21 protein-coding genes are annotated in these 16015 nt (G+C 66.4%); 8 read left to right on the top strand and 13 right to left on the bottom strand.

What is annotated here, in order from left to right; all coding sequences use genetic code 11:
• Positions 1–8 precede the first annotated feature (8 nt).
• From PVW46_RS12710 to PVW46_RS12725, 4 genes are read left to right on the top strand one after another with little or no spacing between them, the layout of a single operon-like run.
• Positions 9–1028 (top strand): NAD(P)H-quinone oxidoreductase, encoded by a 1020-nt coding sequence (locus PVW46_RS12710; RefSeq protein ID WP_274576098.1) that lies wholly within the window; start codon positions 9–11, stop codon positions 1026–1028.
• The gene (locus tag PVW46_RS12715) at positions 1028–1489 is read left to right on the top strand and encodes a MaoC family dehydratase (RefSeq protein ID WP_088670911.1); all 462 of its coding nucleotides are present in this window, start codon (positions 1028–1030) and stop codon (positions 1487–1489) included. Before PVW46_RS12710 ends, PVW46_RS12715 begins: the two co-directional genes overlap by 1 nt.
• Complete coding sequence (locus tag PVW46_RS12720) at positions 1486–2994, top strand: class I adenylate-forming enzyme family protein (RefSeq protein ID WP_167645637.1); 1509 nt, start codon at positions 1486–1488, stop codon at positions 2992–2994. Before PVW46_RS12715 ends, PVW46_RS12720 begins: the two co-directional genes overlap by 4 nt.
• On the top strand, positions 2991–3734 hold the full coding sequence (locus PVW46_RS12725; protein WP_167645635.1) for an SDR family NAD(P)-dependent oxidoreductase: 744 nt from the start codon (positions 2991–2993) through the stop codon (positions 3732–3734). Before PVW46_RS12720 ends, PVW46_RS12725 begins: the two co-directional genes overlap by 4 nt.
• Positions 3735–3736: 2 nt before the next feature.
• On the opposite strand, the gene PVW46_RS12730 is transcribed toward PVW46_RS12725, so the two are convergent.
• Genes PVW46_RS12730 through PVW46_RS12740 form a run of 3 tightly spaced genes read right to left on the bottom strand, consistent with a single transcriptional unit; the run spans position 3737 to position 5703 of the window.
• Positions 3737–4186 carry a MaoC family dehydratase gene (locus PVW46_RS12730; protein WP_274576099.1) on the bottom strand — a complete coding sequence of 150 codons (450 nt, stop codon included), beginning with the start codon at positions 4184–4186 and terminating at the stop codon, positions 3737–3739.
• Between the two features lie 28 nt (positions 4187–4214).
• The gene (locus PVW46_RS12735; RefSeq protein WP_209037465.1) at positions 4215–4841 is read right to left on the bottom strand and encodes a fumarate hydratase C-terminal domain-containing protein; all 627 of its coding nucleotides are present in this window, start codon (positions 4839–4841) and stop codon (positions 4215–4217) included.
• Positions 4834–5703 carry a fumarate hydratase gene (locus PVW46_RS12740; protein WP_209037464.1) on the bottom strand — a complete coding sequence of 290 codons (870 nt, stop codon included), beginning with the start codon at positions 5701–5703 and terminating at the stop codon, positions 4834–4836. Before PVW46_RS12740 ends, PVW46_RS12735 begins: the two co-directional genes overlap by 8 nt.
• Before the next feature lie 158 nt (positions 5704–5861).
• Here PVW46_RS12740 and PVW46_RS12745 point away from each other — a divergent pair, with 158 nt between their 5' ends.
• Entirely contained in the window at positions 5862–6908 is a 1047-nt protein-coding gene (locus PVW46_RS12745) for an Ldh family oxidoreductase (RefSeq protein WP_274576100.1), read from the top strand.
• 384 nt (positions 6909–7292) lie between these two features.
• The gene (locus PVW46_RS12750; RefSeq protein WP_274576101.1) at positions 7293–8420 is read left to right on the top strand and encodes a TAXI family TRAP transporter solute-binding subunit; all 1128 of its coding nucleotides are present in this window, start codon (positions 7293–7295) and stop codon (positions 8418–8420) included.
• 173 nt (positions 8421–8593) lie between these two features.
• Here PVW46_RS12750 and PVW46_RS12755 read toward each other — a convergent pair whose 3' ends face one another.
• Positions 8594–8920, bottom strand: a complete 327-nt coding sequence (locus PVW46_RS12755; RefSeq protein WP_274576102.1) for a hypothetical protein — start codon at positions 8918–8920, stop codon at positions 8594–8596.
• A gap of 161 nt (positions 8921–9081) precedes the next feature.
• Between PVW46_RS12755 and PVW46_RS12760 the strand changes: the two genes are divergently transcribed.
• Entirely contained in the window at positions 9082–9279 is a 198-nt protein-coding gene (locus tag PVW46_RS12760; RefSeq protein ID WP_274576103.1) for a hypothetical protein, read from the top strand.
• 130 nt (positions 9280–9409) lie between these two features.
• On the opposite strand, the gene PVW46_RS12765 is transcribed toward PVW46_RS12760, so the two are convergent.
• The 9 genes from PVW46_RS12765 to PVW46_RS12805 all read right to left on the bottom strand — a co-directional run bounded on the left by PVW46_RS12765 (position 9410) and on the right by PVW46_RS12805 (position 15488).
• On the bottom strand, positions 9410–9721 hold the full coding sequence (locus PVW46_RS12765; RefSeq protein ID WP_274576104.1) for a type II toxin-antitoxin system RelE/ParE family toxin: 312 nt from the start codon (positions 9719–9721) through the stop codon (positions 9410–9412).
• On the bottom strand, positions 9702–9953 hold the full coding sequence (locus PVW46_RS12770) for a type II toxin-antitoxin system ParD family antitoxin (RefSeq protein WP_274576105.1): 252 nt from the start codon (positions 9951–9953) through the stop codon (positions 9702–9704). The genes PVW46_RS12765 and PVW46_RS12770 overlap by 20 nt, the downstream gene beginning before the upstream one ends.
• Positions 9954–10014: 61 nt before the next feature.
• Positions 10015–11124, bottom strand: a complete 1110-nt coding sequence (pqqE, locus tag PVW46_RS12775; protein WP_274576106.1) for a pyrroloquinoline quinone biosynthesis protein PqqE — start codon at positions 11122–11124, stop codon at positions 10015–10017.
• Positions 11121–11399 (bottom strand): pyrroloquinoline quinone biosynthesis peptide chaperone PqqD, encoded by a 279-nt coding sequence (gene pqqD / locus PVW46_RS12780; RefSeq protein ID WP_274576107.1) that lies wholly within the window; start codon positions 11397–11399, stop codon positions 11121–11123. The genes pqqE and pqqD overlap by 4 nt, the downstream gene beginning before the upstream one ends.
• Positions 11396–12145, bottom strand: coding sequence for a pyrroloquinoline-quinone synthase PqqC (gene pqqC, locus PVW46_RS12785; protein ID WP_274576108.1), 750 nt, complete (start codon positions 12143–12145; stop codon positions 11396–11398). Before pqqC ends, pqqD begins: the two co-directional genes overlap by 4 nt.
• Positions 12142–13038 carry a pyrroloquinoline quinone biosynthesis protein PqqB gene (gene pqqB, locus PVW46_RS12790; RefSeq protein ID WP_274576109.1) on the bottom strand — a complete coding sequence of 299 codons (897 nt, stop codon included), beginning with the start codon at positions 13036–13038 and terminating at the stop codon, positions 12142–12144. The genes pqqC and pqqB overlap by 4 nt, the downstream gene beginning before the upstream one ends.
• Positions 13039–13060: 22 nt before the next feature.
• Positions 13061–13153: a pyrroloquinoline quinone precursor peptide PqqA gene (gene pqqA / locus PVW46_RS12795; RefSeq protein WP_043144416.1), complete on the bottom strand. Its 93-nt coding sequence runs from the start codon at positions 13151–13153 to the stop codon at positions 13061–13063.
• A 79-nt stretch (positions 13154–13232) separates the two neighbouring features.
• Positions 13233–13916, bottom strand: a complete 684-nt coding sequence (locus PVW46_RS12800; protein ID WP_043144415.1) for a response regulator transcription factor — start codon at positions 13914–13916, stop codon at positions 13233–13235.
• 9 nt (positions 13917–13925) lie between these two features.
• Positions 13926–15488 carry a sensor histidine kinase gene (locus PVW46_RS12805; RefSeq protein ID WP_274576110.1) on the bottom strand — a complete coding sequence of 521 codons (1563 nt, stop codon included), beginning with the start codon at positions 15486–15488 and terminating at the stop codon, positions 13926–13928.
• Positions 15489–15666: 178 nt separating this feature from the next.
• Here PVW46_RS12805 and PVW46_RS12810 point away from each other — a divergent pair, with 178 nt between their 5' ends.
• Complete coding sequence (locus PVW46_RS12810; RefSeq protein WP_043144413.1) at positions 15667–15879, top strand: hypothetical protein; 213 nt, start codon at positions 15667–15669, stop codon at positions 15877–15879.
• Positions 15880–16015 lie beyond the last annotated feature (136 nt).

Genomic DNA, 16015 nt, shown 5'->3' on the forward strand with positions numbered 1-16015 from the left:
GCGTCAGGATGAAACAGGTCGAAATCCGTGGTGCCGGTGGCCCCGAGGTACTGCATTTCGCCGAAGCGCCCCGGCCCGAGGCGGACCCGGGCGAGGTCCTCGTGCGGGTTGTCGCGGCCAGTGTGAACCGGCCGGACGTCCAGCAGAGGCGCGGGCTCTATCCGCCGCCGCCCGATGCCTCGCCTATCCCGGGCCTGGACATTGCCGGCACCGTCGCCGCGGTCGGGGACGGGGTCACGCGACTGGCCGTGGGGGACCCGGTCTGTGCGCTGACCAACGGCGGCGGCTACGCCGAATACTGCGCGGTCCAGGAAGGCCAGTGCATGCGCATCCCGGCCGGGCTGAGCTACATCGAGGCGGCTTCGCTCCCCGAGGCCTATTTCACCGCCTGGAACAACGTGATGTGGCGCGGTGCCTTGGCCGGGGGGGAAACCCTGTTCGTGCAGGGCGGCACCAGCGGCGTCGGCATGGCCGCGATCCAGATGGCACGGACCCTGCGCGGAGCGCGGGTCTTTGCCACGGCCGGGAATGACGAAAAACGTCAGGTCTGCCGCGACATCGGGGCCGAGGAGGCCGTGGACTACCGCGGCGCCTGGGACGACAAGATCCGCGACCTGACGGGCGGCGAGGGGGTAGACGTCATCCTGGATGCCCAGGCCGGGCCGTATACGCAGCGCCAACTCGACCTGCTGCGCATGGACGGTCGGGTCGTCCTGATCGCCAGCCACCAGGGCGAGACAGCCGAGGTCAACGTGCGCCAGCTTGTGCGGCGGCGCCTGACCCTTACCGGATCGACCATCCGTCCTGAACCTGCCGCCTACAAGGCCCGGCTTGCCCGGGCGCTCGAGGCCGAGGTCTGGCCGCTGCTGGAGAGCGGCGCCATCACCACCCGCATTCACCAGGTATTCGCGTTCGGCGACGTGCGTGACGCGCACGGTGTCCTCGACCGCAACGAACAGATCGGCAAGGTCGTCCTGGCCGTCGACCCGGCCAAGGCCGAAACTCATCCCGTGAAAGGACAGAACTGATGCGCACCGTCGATCACGCCCGTGACCTGGCCGACCTGGCCGGCACCGAGCTTGGAAAATCGGACTGGGTCACGATCACCCAGCAGATGATCACCGACTTCGCCGACCTGACCGGGGATGATCACTGGATCCACGTCGACACCGCCCGCGCCGCGCGCGAGATGCCGGGCGGCCGGACCATTGCCCACGGGCTTATGGTATTGTCGCTGGTACCGGGTCTTCAGCGCCAGGTCTTTTCGATCCGGAACCGCGGGAAGGGGCTGAACTACGGCTACGACCGCATCCGGTTCATCGCGCCGATCCCGGTCGACAGCCGCGTCCGGCTGGTACAGAGCCTGGTCGAGGCCACCCCCCACAAGGCCGGCACGCGGATCGTGACCGAGGCAGAGATTCAGATCGAAAACCTGGACCGTCCCGCCATAGTTGCCCGCAATGTTCTTCTGATCGAGGACCCGGCATGAGCGACGCCATGGATACCACCGGCGAAGGCGGGCTGATGATCCAGCTCCTGGACCACGGGACGACCCGGCCGGATGACGAGGCCCTGATCGTGGGGGAGGCAGCCCTCAGCTGGAAGGACCTGCGCGACCGAGTCCTGAGCGTCGCGGCCATGCTGGACGAGGCCACGCCCGCCGGCAGCCGGATCGCCCTCCTGGGGGATGTAAGCCCCGATCTCGTCATCGACTATCTTGCGATCGTCGCCAGCGGACGCTGTGCCGTGCCGCTGCAGACGAGCGCCCACCCGGACGCACAGCTGGGAATGCTGTCCGACTGTGACCCGGCCGCTCTGATCGCCGATCCGGCCTATGCGGATCAGTTGATGCACGGGCTTTCGAGGGAACTGCCCGTTCTGCCGACAGTTCAGGACGCCACCAAGGCGACAATGGAGCCGATGCTCGCAGACCCCGATGCGGCGTTCAACATCATCTACAGCTCCGGCACCACCGGGCGGCCCAAGGGGATCGTCCAGTCGCACCGGATGCGCTTTCGCCAGACGGCGCGCAACCAGTTCGGCCTGTCCGCCGCGAGCACGCAGTTGCTGGCCACGCCGCTCTATTCCAACACGACCCTGATGCCGATGCTCGCGACGCTGTTTCACGGCGGCCGGGTGGTGATGATGCCGAAGTTCAATGCCTCCGGGTATCTCGACCTTGCCGAACGGTTCCGGGCCACACACACAATGCTGGTGCCGGTCCAGTACCAGCGAATCCTGGCGGAGCCGAGTTTCGGCGAGCGTGACCTCTCGTCCTTCGAGTTGAAGCAGAGCACCGGCGCCCCTCTGGCCGCCGCCGACAAGTTGCGGCTTGTGCGGGACTGGCCGGGCAAGTTCCTTGAGGTTTACGGCCTGACCGAAGGCGGCTGTACATGCATCCTCGACGTAACGGCGCACCCCGACAAGGCCGGGACCGTCGGGCGCCCCGCGGCCAACAACCATGTACGCATCATCGACGATGCCGGTCAGGACGTACCCCTTGGCGAGCGCGGCGAGATCATCGGCCGGTCGCCGATGATGATGACCGAGTATTTCCGTCGTCCCGACGTGACCGCCGATTTTCAGTGGCGCGATGCCGATGGCACGCTCTATCACCGGACCGGGGACATCGGGGTCTTCGACGCAGATGGGTTCCTCACGCTTGTCGATCGCAAGAAGGACATGATCATCTCGGGCGGGTTCAACATCTATGCTTCGGATCTGGAAGAGCAGCTTCTGGCCCATCCCGACGTGGCCGAGGCCGCGGTCGTCGCCATGCCGAGCGCGAAGTGGGGGGAAACGCCCCTCGGTTTCGTGACCCTGAAACCGGGGGCGACGGCCGATGCGGACGCGATTCTTGACTGGGCCAACGCGCAACTTGGCAAGATGCAGCGTCTGTCCGCCGTCGAGATCATCGTTGCGCTGCCCCGCAACGCGGTTGGCAAGGTGCTGAAGCAGGAACTCAAACGCCGGATCGAAGAGAAGACAGCATGACGGACAGCCCGCGCCAAATCGCGCTGATCACTGGCGGCAGCCGGGGCATCGGACGCGCCACCGCCCTGCGTCTGGCCCGGTTGGGAATGCTTGTGATCGTCGGCTATCACGCCAACAAGGCCGCCGCCGAAGAGACCGTGGCCGCGCTCCAGGGCGAGGGCCATGTGGCCTGCCGGATCTCGATCGAAGACGCGGATTCCATCGCCGAGGCCCGTGACTTGGTGGCCGGGCAGTTCGGTCGGCTGGACGTGCTCGTCAATTCGGGAGGAAGAACGAAACCGGTGCCGCTGAACGATCTCGACGGTCTCGATGATGCGCTGTTCGACAGCATTGTGCAGGTGAACCTGCGCGGACCCTTCTCGGTGATCCGGGCGTTCCGATCTCTGATGGAAAAGAGCGGCGATGCCGTGATCGTCAACGTCTCGTCCATCGCGGCCAAGACCGGCGTGGGCAGTAACCTGGCCTATTGCGCCGCCAAAGGCGGCCTCGACACGCTCACCACCGGGCTTGCCAAGGTGCTGGGCCCGACGATCCGCGTCTTTTCGGTCTCCCCCGCCGGGGTGGACACGGACTTCGTCGCGGGACGCAGCCGGGCGCAACTGGAAGCGATGGCCGACAAGACGCCCCTGCGCAAGGTCACCTCACCCGAGGACGTGGCGCTGGCCATTGAGGGGGCGATCACGCATCTCACCAGCAGCACGGGCATCGCCCTCATCGTGGATGAGGGCCGACACCTCTGAACTCAGGCCTTGGATCGGCAAGCGACCTGACCGAGCGACACCAGCGTCATCACCACCTCGCCATCCTGGTTCGCCATGGAAACCTGAGTGCGGATCGTGCCCCACTCGGGCCGCTTCTCTGAGCGCTCCAGACCGATCACCTCCCGCGTGACGGTGAGCGTGTCGCCCGGCCGGACCGGGCGGCGCCAGCGCAGCGACTCGATCCCCATGCCGACGACCGGCGTGTCCCCGTAGCCGCCGCTTTCCACAAACAACCACATCGACAGCGCGGCGACCTGCCAGCCGCTGGCGATCACCGACCCGAATCGGCCGTTTGCCGCTGCTTCCGGGTCGGTATGGATCGGCTGCGGGTCGTAGGCCTTGGCATAGTCGATAATCTCCGCCTCGGTCATGGTGACAGGTGTGCTCTGCCACGTTTCGCCGATCTCGAAGTCCTCGAAATACCGTTTCATGTGCTCTGCCTTTATCCGTGTGTGAGTGTCATTCCGGCGGTTGGCGTTCCGCCGCGAGTTTCTGCAGAATTCCCGGCAACCGAGCGCGGGCCGTGTCCTGCAATGTCGCGTAGAGGCTGTTGCCGTGCGCGTCGATCGCCACGGTCACCGGGCCGAAACCCTCAAGGCGGAACCGTGCCAGCCGGAACTGTTCGATCAGGTCGTCCCAATGGGTCGACAGGCGTTCAACCGCGCCTTCGGACAGGAGCGGCGACGCCCCGCCGGGCATCGAGAAATAGACCCCGCCGACTTCGCGCAACGCATCGACGCAGCCCTGACCCATGCCGCCCTTGCCGCCTGTCGCCGTCAGGCCGAGGCCGCGGATGATATCGGGCATGAAGGCGTCGAACCGGGTCGAGGTGGTCGGATTGACATAGTTCGGCAGCCAGCGGCCACCCTCTTCGCGGCAGGAACTGCCCATGTGAAATAAGGTGCCGCCCCGCAGATCGTCGGGCAGGGCCCCCGGAACGCCCAGCCCCTCGACCATGCGCTTGTGGGTCGGGAACCCGGCCGTCGTGCGCACCGTGCCGTCCAGCCAGACGATCTGGCCGACTTCGAGGCTGCGGGCCTGCTCGGGCGTCAGCGGCAGGGTCAGGCGGAGCGGCGCATCACTCAAGACGTGTCACCTCGCCATCGGCGGATACGCGCACCGTCGTACGGCGATTGATCCAGCAGTTGAAACAAACGGCGACCGGCACGAAACCGTGGCCGTGGGCGTAGTCGACATGCACCGCCAGCGCCGTGGTATCCCCGCCCGTGCCCATGGGACCGAAGCCGGTCTTGTTGACGGCGGCAAGAAGGCGGGCCTCCATCTCGCGGATCATAGGGTCGTCATGGTCCGACCCGACGGGTCTCAGCGTCGCGCGCTTGGCCATCTTGGCGGCGTGATCGAAGGATCCGCCGATCCCCATGCCGATGATCACCGGCGGACAATGCTGCGAACCGGCGGTGAGCACGCAGTCCATGAAATAGGCCTCGATCTCGTCGATCGTGGGATAACTGAAGACCTTGAGATCCGCCCATCGACCCGATCCCAGCGCCTTGGGCGAGCAGGTGATGTCCATATAGTCGGCGCCATCCACCACGTCGAAGGACAGCACGGGCATGTCGCGCCCGACATAGCTACGTTCCAGCGTCAGCGGGTGCGTGATGAACTGCAGGATCGGCGGGTCGAGGCTGTCAACGAGGTCGGCGAAGCCGTCGACGAAGGCCCGCCGCACATCCCCGTCTAGGGTCAGGCGCGTGCCGATCTTGATGAAATAGGTGGGAAAACCCGCGTCGGAACAGGCGTGACGGTTCTTCGCCTCTGCCGTCCGGGCCGCCGCCTGCAGGAAGGCCAGCGTTTCGCGCGAGGCGGGGTGGCTTTCCGTCTTCTCGGCGCGGGCGAGCGCGGCCATCGTGTCGTCGGGCACCTTCATGAGGGACCAGCCGTAAAGGTCGCGGGCCACGGAGCGCAGGATGTCGTAAGTGATGGCCAAGACTGTCTCCTCTTCGCAGAGTCTGTAACCGGCCTTGGTCGGGGCAATCCAACCTGCTGGGCGCGCATTTCGACAGGCGAAACAACTTTCGGCGTGTGGTTACGGCCCGGGACGAGGCGCGCAAGATGTCGTGCGGCGAAATAGAATGGGAGGGGCCGATGCCGGGCGACAGGATCGAGACCAGCGCGGCAGAGTTGCGGCGGTTCACCGAGGAGCTTTTTCTGGGGGCCGGGGTCGAGGCCGCGGCTGCGCGCCTTGTCGCCGAGGCCCTGGTCGAGGCAGAGTTGCAAGGGGTCGCGACCCACGGCTTGTTGCAGGCCCCGGTCTATCTCCGGCGCATCGCGGCCGGAACGATGTCGCGCGGCGCGCGGATCGCGCCCGTGCATCGCAGTGCGGCGGTCAGCGTCTATGACGGTGGCCTGGTTCTGGGGCATGTCGCGGCGGATCAAGTCGTGACCGACCTGCAGGCGCGCACCCGCCGGTTCGGTGTCGCCGTTTCCGCCGTGCACACGGCCACCCATTTCGGCGTCGCAGGCCGCTATGCCCGCCAGTTGGCCGCGGCGGAACTCCTCGGCATCGTCATGTGCAACACCCGCCCCATGTTGCCCGTGCCGGGGGGCGACCGGCCCGTGGTGGGGAACAACCCGCTTGCCATCGCCGTGCCCTGTTCCGGGCGGGCCCCGATCGTGCTGGACATGGCGATGAGCGCGACTTCGATGGGACGGGTCAGGCTGGCCGCGGCCCGGGGTGAACCTCTGCCCGATGGGCTGGCCCTCGATCCCCGGGGGCAGCCCACGACCGACCCCAAAGAGGCAATCCGCGGCCTTCTGCTGCCTGCTGCGGGGGCCAAGGGATTCGGCCTTGCGCTGATGATAGATTTCCTTTGTGCGCTGGCGGGCGGCAAGGCCGGGCAGGAGGTCCGCTCGGTCTACACCGATCTTGCGACCCCCGCGGATTGCTCCTGGCTTTTCCTGGCGCTCGATCCGTCACATTTCGGTCTGTCCGCCGATTACGCGGACCGGGTGGCCGAGTTGGTCGCCGGTCTCGGGGCGGCGGATCTGCCGGGTGATCGCAAGCTGCGGGCCGAAACCGCGGCGCAGGACCGCATTTCCCTGCCTGCCGCCCTCGTGACCGAACTGGAGAACCTTGCACAGGAGCGGGCCGGCGCGCCCGCGCCGCGCCTGTCCCGGACCAGCGCAGTGTGAGATTCTTTTTCGCAACCGGAATGACGTCGCTCCCAATCGCTGGCACGCTGTCATGAGGCAGCTTCCTAGGTACGACGGCCCTGGTCGATCATCGGCTAAGAGGATGAAGACCAGGCAAACGGGTTCGCCCGGGGGCACGCCCATTGATCCGGCCGGGCTTGTGCAGTCCGCCGATTCGGCCCGCGCCCCTGTCATTGCCAACCGGCCGTTTCCACTCCGAGGAATACTATGAGATCCGGGCATTGCCCGGGGTCCAGGACCTTTGGGAGCGCGCGGCGGCGATTTCGCCTGACGAAATAGTTGCAGGCAACCTGAGTCCGGACGAACGGATTGGCGTAAGACTGTTCCGACCAAATCACACAAGCTGCTCTTGGAGGAGAAGAGATGTTGAAACAGATGCTTATGGGAACTGCGACCGCCGTGTTTGTGGCTGCGGGCCTTCCGGCCCTGTCGCAGACCAAAGACGTGGAACTGCCACGGAACCTGTCCGTCACGTCCTATGACGTCGGGGCCTCGTCCTACAACCAGGCGGTGGCGCTTGGGACCGCGCTTGGCAACGCCTACGACATCTCGTTGCGCGTGCTGCCCGCGACCTCGGACGTGGCGCGTCTGCTGCCCGTAAAGCAGGGCCGCGTCGATTTTGGCGTTATCGGGTCGGAATCCTTCAACGCGGCCGAAGGAACAGAAGCCTTCGCCGATCCGTCGATCGGGCCGCAGCCGCTGCGCCTCGTGATCGGGTCGAACTCGGACAACTGCTTCACGCTCGGCCTGCGCGGCGATGCGGGCATCAAAAGCATCCAGGACATCAAAGGCAAACGTATCGCCTTTGTCGTCGGTGCGCCTGCGCTGCAGAGCAACGTGGCTGCTTTCCTCGCCTTCGGCGGGCTGACCTGGGATGACGTCGAAAAGGTCGACGTTGCCAGTTTCGGCGCTTCCTGGGAGGCGCTGATCAACGGTCAGGTCGATGCGATCACGACGCTGACCACGACGAGCTACAGCCAGCAGGCCGCTGCCTCGCCGGGAGGTCTGGCCTGGCTGCCGCTGCCCGCCGAGGACAAGGAAGGCTGGGCCCGCCTGCAGGCCGCAAAGCCGCAGTTTTCACCCCGCCTCGCCACGCTTGGTGCAAATATCTCGAAAGACACGCCGCTGGAATGCGCGGGCTTCCCGTTCCCGGTTCTGGCAACCTACCCGGACCGTGACGAGACGGTGGTCTACAACCTGACCAAGGCGGTGGACGATCAATACCAGGCTTACGTCGATATCGAACCTGCCATGAGCGGCTGGCGGGCCGACCGCCAAAACTTCCAATGGGTGATTCCGTACCACGCCGGCGCCGTCGCCTACTGGAAGGACAGGGGCCTGTGGACCGATGAGGCCGAAGCCCACAACCAGAAGCTGGTTCATCGCCAGGATCTCCTGATGAAGACCTGGGATGGCCTGGACGACATGTCCAAGTGGCCGGAAGCGCGGGTCGCGGCGCTCAAGGAGGCCGGACTCGAGACCTACGAGTAAGGCCCGCCCGTGTCTATCGGGCAGACAGTACCCCGCCAGATCCTCTCTGGCGGGTTTTTTTTGACCCTGATCGATTTTCCCGGAAACCCCTTTCCGACAAGGTCGCGTGGTCGTCATGATGATCGATGGCACCCGCCCGAATTTCACCACCAGCGGACAATGGGACGCCAGCATCATGCGCAGTGCACGTGAGGAGATCTTTGGTCCTGTGCCAGCGTGATCCGGGTGGATGGGTTTGGCGAGGCCGTGGCCTTGGCCAATGACACGCCTTTTGGCCTGTCGACCCCAACCGCCACCGGCACATAGAGATTGGCCAGTGTTGCTGAAACCAGCAGCTGGCAATTCGCGGTCTTGTTCGCTGATGAGGCCAACGCCGACCGAGCGTTCGCCTCGCCCCCATCGCGCATGACAGCGGTGCCCTTCGCGGGAAACGTGCCATTTGTGGAAGGAGGCGGCTGTTGCAGCACCTCCCTTTCCGGATCGACCTTATTGCCAGCCATCACGGCCAGGTCTGAAGACCTTTGCTGAAAGGCTTCGTGCCGCTCCTACAGATATGGCGCTGTCCCATGTGCGCCGAGCTTAAGGATCCAGATCCGGCACGGCGCCTTCGGCGGATTGCCGAGAACTCAAGCACGCCGCCGGGGGTCGGCTTGGTTCCCAGATGCACCGCTTTGACCTTCAGGTCCGGCGCCTCGGAAAGCAGCTTGCGCACCTGGTCTATCAACCCCGCGACGGTCGAGTCGGGCGCCTCGAAACTGACATCGGCCTGCGCGACAACTCTTCTTCGGACCAGCCGGAGTCGAGAAAGAATGCCCCGTCGGGCGTGGGGCGGATGCCGACGGGCGGGGTGGCCGCCTGACCCTGCTGGCGCCCTCCCGGTTCATCGCGGATTACGTCGGAAATCACCATGCGGCCCGGCTTTTGGCGGTGGTGAGCGGGATCGACCCGTCAGTGCGCGAGGTTTGGATAGAGGCAGAGTAGGGCGCCGGTCAGGACGATAGGAATTCCTGCCAGTTCTGGCGACTGTGCACGATGCGCAGCACGGCGAGATGGTCGTCTTCGACCTGGAAGATGATCAAGTGCGATCCGTAGGGATGCAGCCGCACGGGCGGCACGATTTCAAGGCGTTCCCGCGCGATGTGCGGGGTCTGACACAGGGTGCCCAACTTTTCGTCGAGGCCACGCAGGTAAAGGTCGGCCTGATCGGCGGACCATGTTGCTGCCGTGTAGGTCCAGATATCCGTCATGTCGGCCTCGGCCGCCGGGGTCAGCCGGTAGTGGCTATCCCTTGTCCGGGCCATGATCCCGCCGCTTCCGCGCAAGGAAGGCGTCCATGTCGACCTCGCGCGGGGCGCCGCTGGCCAACCCCTCGTCCACGAGTTTCTGAACCTCGGCAATCGCCGCCTGCCGGTCCTGGTCGCGGCGGATCAGGTCGCGGACATAGTCGCTGGCGTTGCTGTAGCGGCCCGTCCTGGCCTGTGACTCGACCCAATCCTTCATCGGATCGGGCAGGGATACGTTCATCGTTGCCATGATCGCCCTCCGGTGGCGGAAGATTGGCATATTTTAGCAAGGTTTGTCAATTTCAGGGGGGCTACTCCGCCGGTTCCGCGGCCGTCTTCGGTGGCGCGTCGCGGTAGGTGAGCGCCGCGCCTTCCTGTGCCGCGTGGCCCTGGGCGCGGGCCTGCAGGGCGCCGTGATGGGGGGATTTCACGCAGACCGGATCGGTCGCGGCGGGATCGCCCGCAAGGGCCATGGCCTGACAGCGGCAGCCACCGAAATCCACGGTCTTGCGCTCGCAGCTGGTGCAGGGCTCTTGCATCCAACCGGTGCCGCGATAGGCGTTGAAGGCGGCGCTCTCGCGCCAGATCTCACCCAGGGGACGGTCCTGCACCTTCTCGAAGGACAGGTGCGGGATGGTCTGCGCGGCGTGGCAGGGCAGGACCTGCCCGTCGGGCGCCACGTTCAGCCCGGTGGTGCCCCAGCCGCCCATGCAGCGCTTGGGATAGTCGCCGTGGTAATCGGCGGGGACATAGTCGATCACCAGCTTGCCTTTCAGCGCGGCGCGCGCCTCTCCGACGATGCGTGTCGCCTCTGCGGCCTGTTCGCGGGTGGGCATCAGCGCGTCGCGGTTCCTCATCGCCCAGCCGTGGAACTGCACGGTGGCGACCTCGATCCGCCGCGCGCCCATCTCTTGCGCCATCTCCAGCGCGCGGGGCAATTGGTGCAGGTTGCGCCGGTGCAACACGGCGTTCAGCGTCAGCGGAAAGCCGATCTCTCCGATCCACTGGGCCACCTGCATCTTGCGGTCGAACCCGCCGCGATAGCCGCCGATTTCATCGGCCATCTCGGCATCCGTGCCTTGTAGCGACAGTTGGACGTGGTCCAGTCCGGCGGCGTCCAGCTCCTGCAAGCGGCGCTGCGACAAGCCGATGCCGGAGGTGATGAGGTTGGTATAAAGCCCCGCGTCCCGTGCCGCGCGCACCAGCTCTGCCAGGTCGCGGCGCGAGGCCGGTTCCCCGCCCGAGAGGTGCAGTTGCAACACGCCCAGGTCTGCGGCCTCGCGGAAAACCCGGGTCCATGTCTCGGTGTCCAGTTCGGAATCGATTCGGGCCAGGTCCAGCGGGTTGGAACAATAGGGGCAGGAGAGCGGGCAGCGGTGCGTCAGCTCTGCCAGCATGGCGATGGGGGGCGGTGGGGTCATTGTGTCACGTCCAGGAACCGCCGGTCGCGCAGGGCGCCGAGGAATCCGGCGCTGTCCCTGGCGATCACTTCGGCGGGGGCATTGTATTTCTGCGCCAGCCCTGCGGTGATCTGGGCAAAGCTGCGGGTGCCATCGACCTCTGACAGGATGGCATGGCCCACGGCGTCCAGCGTGATGGCGCGTTCGGGCGCCAGCAGCACCCAGGTCTCGCGCACCCGGTCGTAATGCAGGCGCACGCCGCGGGGCAGGGTGGGGATGTCGGATGGCCCGATCATGAGGCGCGTTTCAGCGCCGGCCCCTCGCCCGGTTGCCAGGCGCCGGGCGGGATGCGGGCAGGATCGACATAGGCCGAATGCAGGGCGTCGAGCTGGGACCAGAGCACATCCGTCTTGAAGATCAGGGCCTTGGCGGCCATGTCCTGCTTTTCCTGCGTGTCGGCGTGGTCCAGCACCCAGCCCAGGCCAAAGGCCACGTCCTTGGGCGCCTCTTTCAGCCGGTTGCGGAAGTAGGATAGCGAGCTGTCATCCGCGAAATCGTAGTTCTTCAGCAGGCCCTCGATGCGGTTGGCGTGGATCTTGGGGGCGAAAAGTTCTGTCAGCGAGGCGGCGACCGCCTCCAGCAGGGTCTTGTCACGGACAAAGCGCACATAGGCATCGACGGCGAATTTCGTCGCGGGCAACACGCCTTCGCAGGAGGCGACATACTCGGGGTCCAGCCCCACCGCCTCTGCCAGCCGCAGCCAACGGCGGATGCCGCCCTCGTTGGTGTCGGTGCCGTCGTGATCCTCGATCCGGCTCCGCCAGGCGCGGCGCAGGTCGGGGTCCTCGACCCGGGACATGAAGGCGGCGTCCTTCATCGGGATCGAATGTTGGTAGTAATAGCGGTTGATGACCCAGGCGCGCACCTGGTCGGCGGTGCAGCCGCCGCCGTGCAGGAGGTCATGGAAGGGGTGCAGGTCGTGGTAACGCTCGGCGCCGATCTGGCGCAGGCGGGCTTCGAAGGCGTCGCGGCTCTGGGTCATGGGGTGATCTCCATTCCGTCCTGTCCGATGGTCCATCCGGCGGCCTCGGCCCGGGCGCGTTCGTCGGACTCCGGGCGCAGCACGGGGTTGGTGTTGTTCATGTGCACATAGATCTTGCGGGTGATCCCCAGCCCGTCGAAGGCCGCCAGAGAGCCCTCGGGCCCGCTCATCGACATGTGGCCCATGCGCTGGCCGGTCTTCTGGCCCAGCCCCTCGGTGATCATCTCGTCATCGCGCCAGAGCGTGCCGTCGAAGAACAGCAGGTCGGCGCCCCGCAGGCGGGCGCGCAGGTCGTCATTCAGCATGGCGCAGCCGGGGATATAAAGCGTGCGGGTGTCATCCGTCACCAGTTCGACGCCGACGGTCTGGTCGCCGATCACATCGGTCTCGACCGTCTCGCCCTCCATATAGAGCGGCACCTTGCCGGGCACTGGGAACAGCGTCGCCGTCAAGCCGGGCAGCAGGTCAAAGGGGCGGTCGAGGTCGATGGCGCTGCGGGTGACGACATTGGCATTCAGCGCGTCGAACACCGGGTTCTGCGCCAGGACGTCGTGAATGCCCGCGGTCGCGAACAGGGTGAATTCCTGCATCTCGCGCAGGGTCAGCAGACCGGCGACGTGGTCGATGTCACCATTCGTCACCAGCACGGCGCGCAGGGGGCAGTCACGCAGCCCCGTCGGGAACAGCGCGGGCGTGCAGGAGAGTTGGTGACGAATGTCCGGGGAGGCGTTCAAGATCGCCCAGGTCTGGCCGTCTGCCGACACCGCAAGAGAGGATTGCGTCTGAGAGGGAATATCCCCGGCGCGGGCGAGGGTGCAGTTGCGGCAGCCGCAGTTCCACTGCGGAAGCCCGCCACCCGCCGCCGCCCCGAGGATATGTGCGCGGAAACTCATGATACCCTCCGCGCGCCGCGCCTCAGAACAGGACGCCGTCGTCGTGCTCGGGGCCGTACATGTTGATTTCCATGCCGCATTCGATTTCGCGGATCGCGGGTTTCGTCCAGGCCATTGTCATTCCTCCTTTGACGTGGGTGCCTTTAGCCTCTCGACTGTCGCACCCGCCCCGGCGGACTGACGATTCTTATTTTCTAAGAGCGCTGCGCGACGATCGGGGCGTTTCCGGTGAGGCAAAAACCCTTGTTTCGTATCGTCCTGATTTCAAAGGGGAAATCCTGCCCGCTCAATTTCTTGCGCAAATAGCCGATGTAGACGTCTACGACGTTTTCACTAGTCCCCTCGACCGACCAGAGGTGGTCAAAGATGGCGCCGCGATGCAGCGGGGTGCCCGCGTGTTCGGCCAGGAGGCACAAGAGGTCGGCCTCGCGCTCGGTCAGGGTGACCTCGCCGGCGGGGCCGCTCAGCACCCGGTCGGGCAGGGTCAGCCGGGCGGATTTCGGGGCCTGGCGGTCGGCGCGGCGTTCCTGCACCCGCAGCCGGGCCACCAGTTCGTCAAAGGAGAAGGGCTTGACGATATAGTCATCGGCCCCCGCCTCCAGCCCCGCGGCGCGGTGTTCGACCTCTGACAGGGCCGAGAGCATGAGGATCGGCAGGGTGGCGCCCCGCGCGCGGGCGGTGCGCACCAGGTCCAGCCCGCTGTCGGCGCCCAGCATCACGTCCACGATGGCGCCCTTGAAAGGTTCCGACAGCAGACGGTCCAGCGCGCGGTCGGCGCGGTTCTCTGTCTCGGCGGCATAGTCGTGCAGCGCCAGCCCCCGGGCCAGGGCCGAGGTGATCTGCGGGTCGTCGTCGACGATGAGAAGGCGCGCGGTCATGGGCGCAGGCTACTCTGCCGCAAGGGGAAGGAGAACCGCGATCTTGGTCCCGGCGGCCCCGTCCGGCAGGGGGCTGGTCAGGGTGATCCGCCCGCCCTGTTCCTCGATCACCCAGCGGGCCAGCGCCAGGCCGATGCCGAACCCCTGGGCATGGGCGGCGCCCCCCTGGGCAAAGCGGTCGAAGATGCGGGCCTGGTCCCGGGGCGGGATGCCGGGGCCATGATCGGTGACGGCGATCCCCGCCAGCGCGCCGTCCCGTGCCGGGCCGATCCGCACCATCCCGCCGGCGCGGGCGTGGCGGATGGCATTGCGCACCAGCCCGGCCAGCACCTGCCGCAGCCAGTTGGGATCGGCGGTCACGCTCAGGTCGGGGATGTCCGACAGGTCCAGCCGCATCCCGGCGTTCTCGATCTCGGCGCCGACCTCCTCGGCCACTTCGGCGGCGATGCGGGGCAGGGGGGCGGGCTGCACCTCGAGCGCCAGTTGCCCGCTGTCCGAGCGCGCCACGCGCAAGAGGTCGTCGATCCGCCGGTTCAGCCGCGCGGCGCGGGTCTCGATGGTGGCAAAGGCCTCGGGCGCGGTGCCGGTCTGGCGGCCGATCTGCGCCTCCATCAGGATCACCGTCAGCGGCGTGCGCAATTCGTGGCTGATGTCGGCGAAAAAGCGGCGCCGGTTCTCGTCGACCTGTTCCAGCCGCAGGTTGGCGGCGCTCAGGGCCTCGGTACGCTCTGCCACGATCTCGTTCAGGCGGGCGCGGTCGGCCCTGATCTCGGCCTGGCGGTCCGCCAGCGCGCGGGCCATGCGGTTGGTCTCGGCGTAAAGCTGTCCGATCTCGTCGCCGCGGGTGACGGGCAGGGCGACGGCGAAATCCTCTTGCCCGATCTGGCGGGCGGCGGCGCGCAGCCGGTCCAGCCGCCCGAACTGTGGCCGTATCAACCCGAAGTAGAAGAGCAGGACCAAGGCCAGCGACAGCGCGGCCAGCAGGATGGCGGTCAGCGAGAGGCTGCGGCGCAGGTCCTCGATGCCTTGCAGGGTCTCGTTTCGGAACCGCGCCTCTGTGCTGACGGCCTGGCTCAGCAGCGGGTCGATGGCGCTGGCGAAACTGTCGGTCTGGGCGCGCAGACGGTCGCGGTCGGCCTCTGGATTGGCCAGCGCGGTCACCGTGTTGTCGAGCAGCGCGCGCATCCGTGCCAGGCCCAGCGACTGCGTCGCGTGGCGCGATTGCTGGTCGATCCCCAGCGCCTCGGCCCGGATCACCGCCTGTTCCAGGTCGCGGTCGAGATCGGTGAAGGTGCGCCGCAGCTGGTCGGCAACCGGGGCCAGCCGGTCGGCCCGCGTGTCGGCGGGCAGGCCGCTTTGCGCCGCCTCGGTTGCCACCACCAAAAAGCCCGAGACCTGCCGCGAGAGGGCGGCATAGCGGTTCATCCGCGCCTCGGCCGCCAGCGCCGCGTCCAGCCGGTCGGCCACCCGCGTCATGCCGGTAAAGAGCACCGCCGCCGCCAGGATCGTGCCCGCACCCAGGAGCGCCGCGCCCAGGCCCAGCCGCAGTTTCAGCGAGAGCGTGGGGAACATGTGCAAGACGGGACTCCTTCCAGTTTGACTGGATTCTGGGCGTCGCGGCCGTATCGCCTGAAATTTGTGCACTTCTCAGCGACAGAGTTTCGCGGTGGCGCGAGGATTTTTTCGAGTCCTAACCGGTTTCATGGCATCATGGAGTTACGACTAAAGGTTTAATTGACAGAGGTGAATTATGATAGAACTGCTGTTTGTTGCCTGCCTGTCAGGCACCCCCGGGGCCGTTGAGGCCTGCGAGGAAAAGAGCCTGCTTTTTACCGATGTGACGCCGATGACTTGCATGATGGGCGCCCAGCCGGTGCTGGCCAAATGGATAGAGACTCATCCGGCCTTCACCATCCAGAGTTGGAAGTGCAAGACGGTGCGGTCTTTCGAACGCGACGCCTGAGATTGGACACGCGCCCTGACGGGAGGGCCGGTCGCGTGTTCGTTTGTGACTTTGGTTTTGTCATTTTGACGGTGTGTGGATTTTGAGAGCGGGGGAGGGGGGCTGCGTGCCCCCGTCTCCCTGCGGTCGACTCCCC

The organism is Mameliella sp. AT18 (genome assembly GCF_028807275.1).
GTDB lineage: Bacteria > Pseudomonadota > Alphaproteobacteria > Rhodobacterales > Rhodobacteraceae > Antarctobacter > Antarctobacter albus.

Bases quoted from the DNA above. Each gene is read 5' to 3' on its own strand.
- PVW46_RS12720 (WP_167645637.1), top strand. From the start codon at position 1,486: ATGAGCGACGCCATGGATACCACCGGCGAAGGCGGGCTGATGATCCAG.
- pqqC (WP_274576108.1), bottom strand. From the start codon at position 12,145: ATGACCCAGAGCCGCGACGCCTTCGAAGCCCGCCTGCGCCAGATCGGC.
- PVW46_RS12725 (WP_167645635.1), top strand. From the start codon at position 2,991: ATGACGGACAGCCCGCGCCAAATCGCGCTGATCACTGGCGGCAGCCGG.
- pqqA (WP_043144416.1), bottom strand. From the start codon at position 13,153: ATGGCCTGGACGAAACCCGCGATCCGCGAAATCGAATGCGGCATGGAA.
- PVW46_RS12710 (WP_274576098.1), top strand. From the start codon at position 9: ATGAAACAGGTCGAAATCCGTGGTGCCGGTGGCCCCGAGGTACTGCAT.
- pqqB (WP_274576109.1), bottom strand. From the start codon at position 13,038: ATGAGTTTCCGCGCACATATCCTCGGGGCGGCGGCGGGTGGCGGGCTT.
- PVW46_RS12760 (WP_274576103.1), top strand. From the start codon at position 9,082: ATGCACCGCTTTGACCTTCAGGTCCGGCGCCTCGGAAAGCAGCTTGCG.
- PVW46_RS12805 (WP_274576110.1), bottom strand. From the start codon at position 15,488: ATGTTCCCCACGCTCTCGCTGAAACTGCGGCTGGGCCTGGGCGCGGCG.
- PVW46_RS12765 (WP_274576104.1), bottom strand. From the start codon at position 9,721: ATGGCCCGGACAAGGGATAGCCACTACCGGCTGACCCCGGCGGCCGAG.
- PVW46_RS12800 (WP_043144415.1), bottom strand. From the start codon at position 13,916: ATGACCGCGCGCCTTCTCATCGTCGACGACGACCCGCAGATCACCTCG.
- PVW46_RS12730 (WP_274576099.1), bottom strand. From the start codon at position 4,186: ATGAAACGGTATTTCGAGGACTTCGAGATCGGCGAAACGTGGCAGAGC.
- PVW46_RS12745 (WP_274576100.1), top strand. From the start codon at position 5,862: ATGCCGGGCGACAGGATCGAGACCAGCGCGGCAGAGTTGCGGCGGTTC.
- PVW46_RS12810 (WP_043144413.1), top strand. From the start codon at position 15,667: ATGATAGAACTGCTGTTTGTTGCCTGCCTGTCAGGCACCCCCGGGGCC.
- pqqE (WP_274576106.1), bottom strand. From the start codon at position 11,124: ATGACCCCACCGCCCCCCATCGCCATGCTGGCAGAGCTGACGCACCGC.
- PVW46_RS12755 (WP_274576102.1), bottom strand. From the start codon at position 8,920: ATGGCTGGCAATAAGGTCGATCCGGAAAGGGAGGTGCTGCAACAGCCG.
- pqqD (WP_274576107.1), bottom strand. From the start codon at position 11,399: ATGATCGGGCCATCCGACATCCCCACCCTGCCCCGCGGCGTGCGCCTG.
- PVW46_RS12770 (WP_274576105.1), bottom strand. From the start codon at position 9,953: ATGGCAACGATGAACGTATCCCTGCCCGATCCGATGAAGGATTGGGTC.
- PVW46_RS12715 (WP_088670911.1), top strand. From the start codon at position 1,028: ATGCGCACCGTCGATCACGCCCGTGACCTGGCCGACCTGGCCGGCACC.
- PVW46_RS12750 (WP_274576101.1), top strand. From the start codon at position 7,293: ATGTTGAAACAGATGCTTATGGGAACTGCGACCGCCGTGTTTGTGGCT.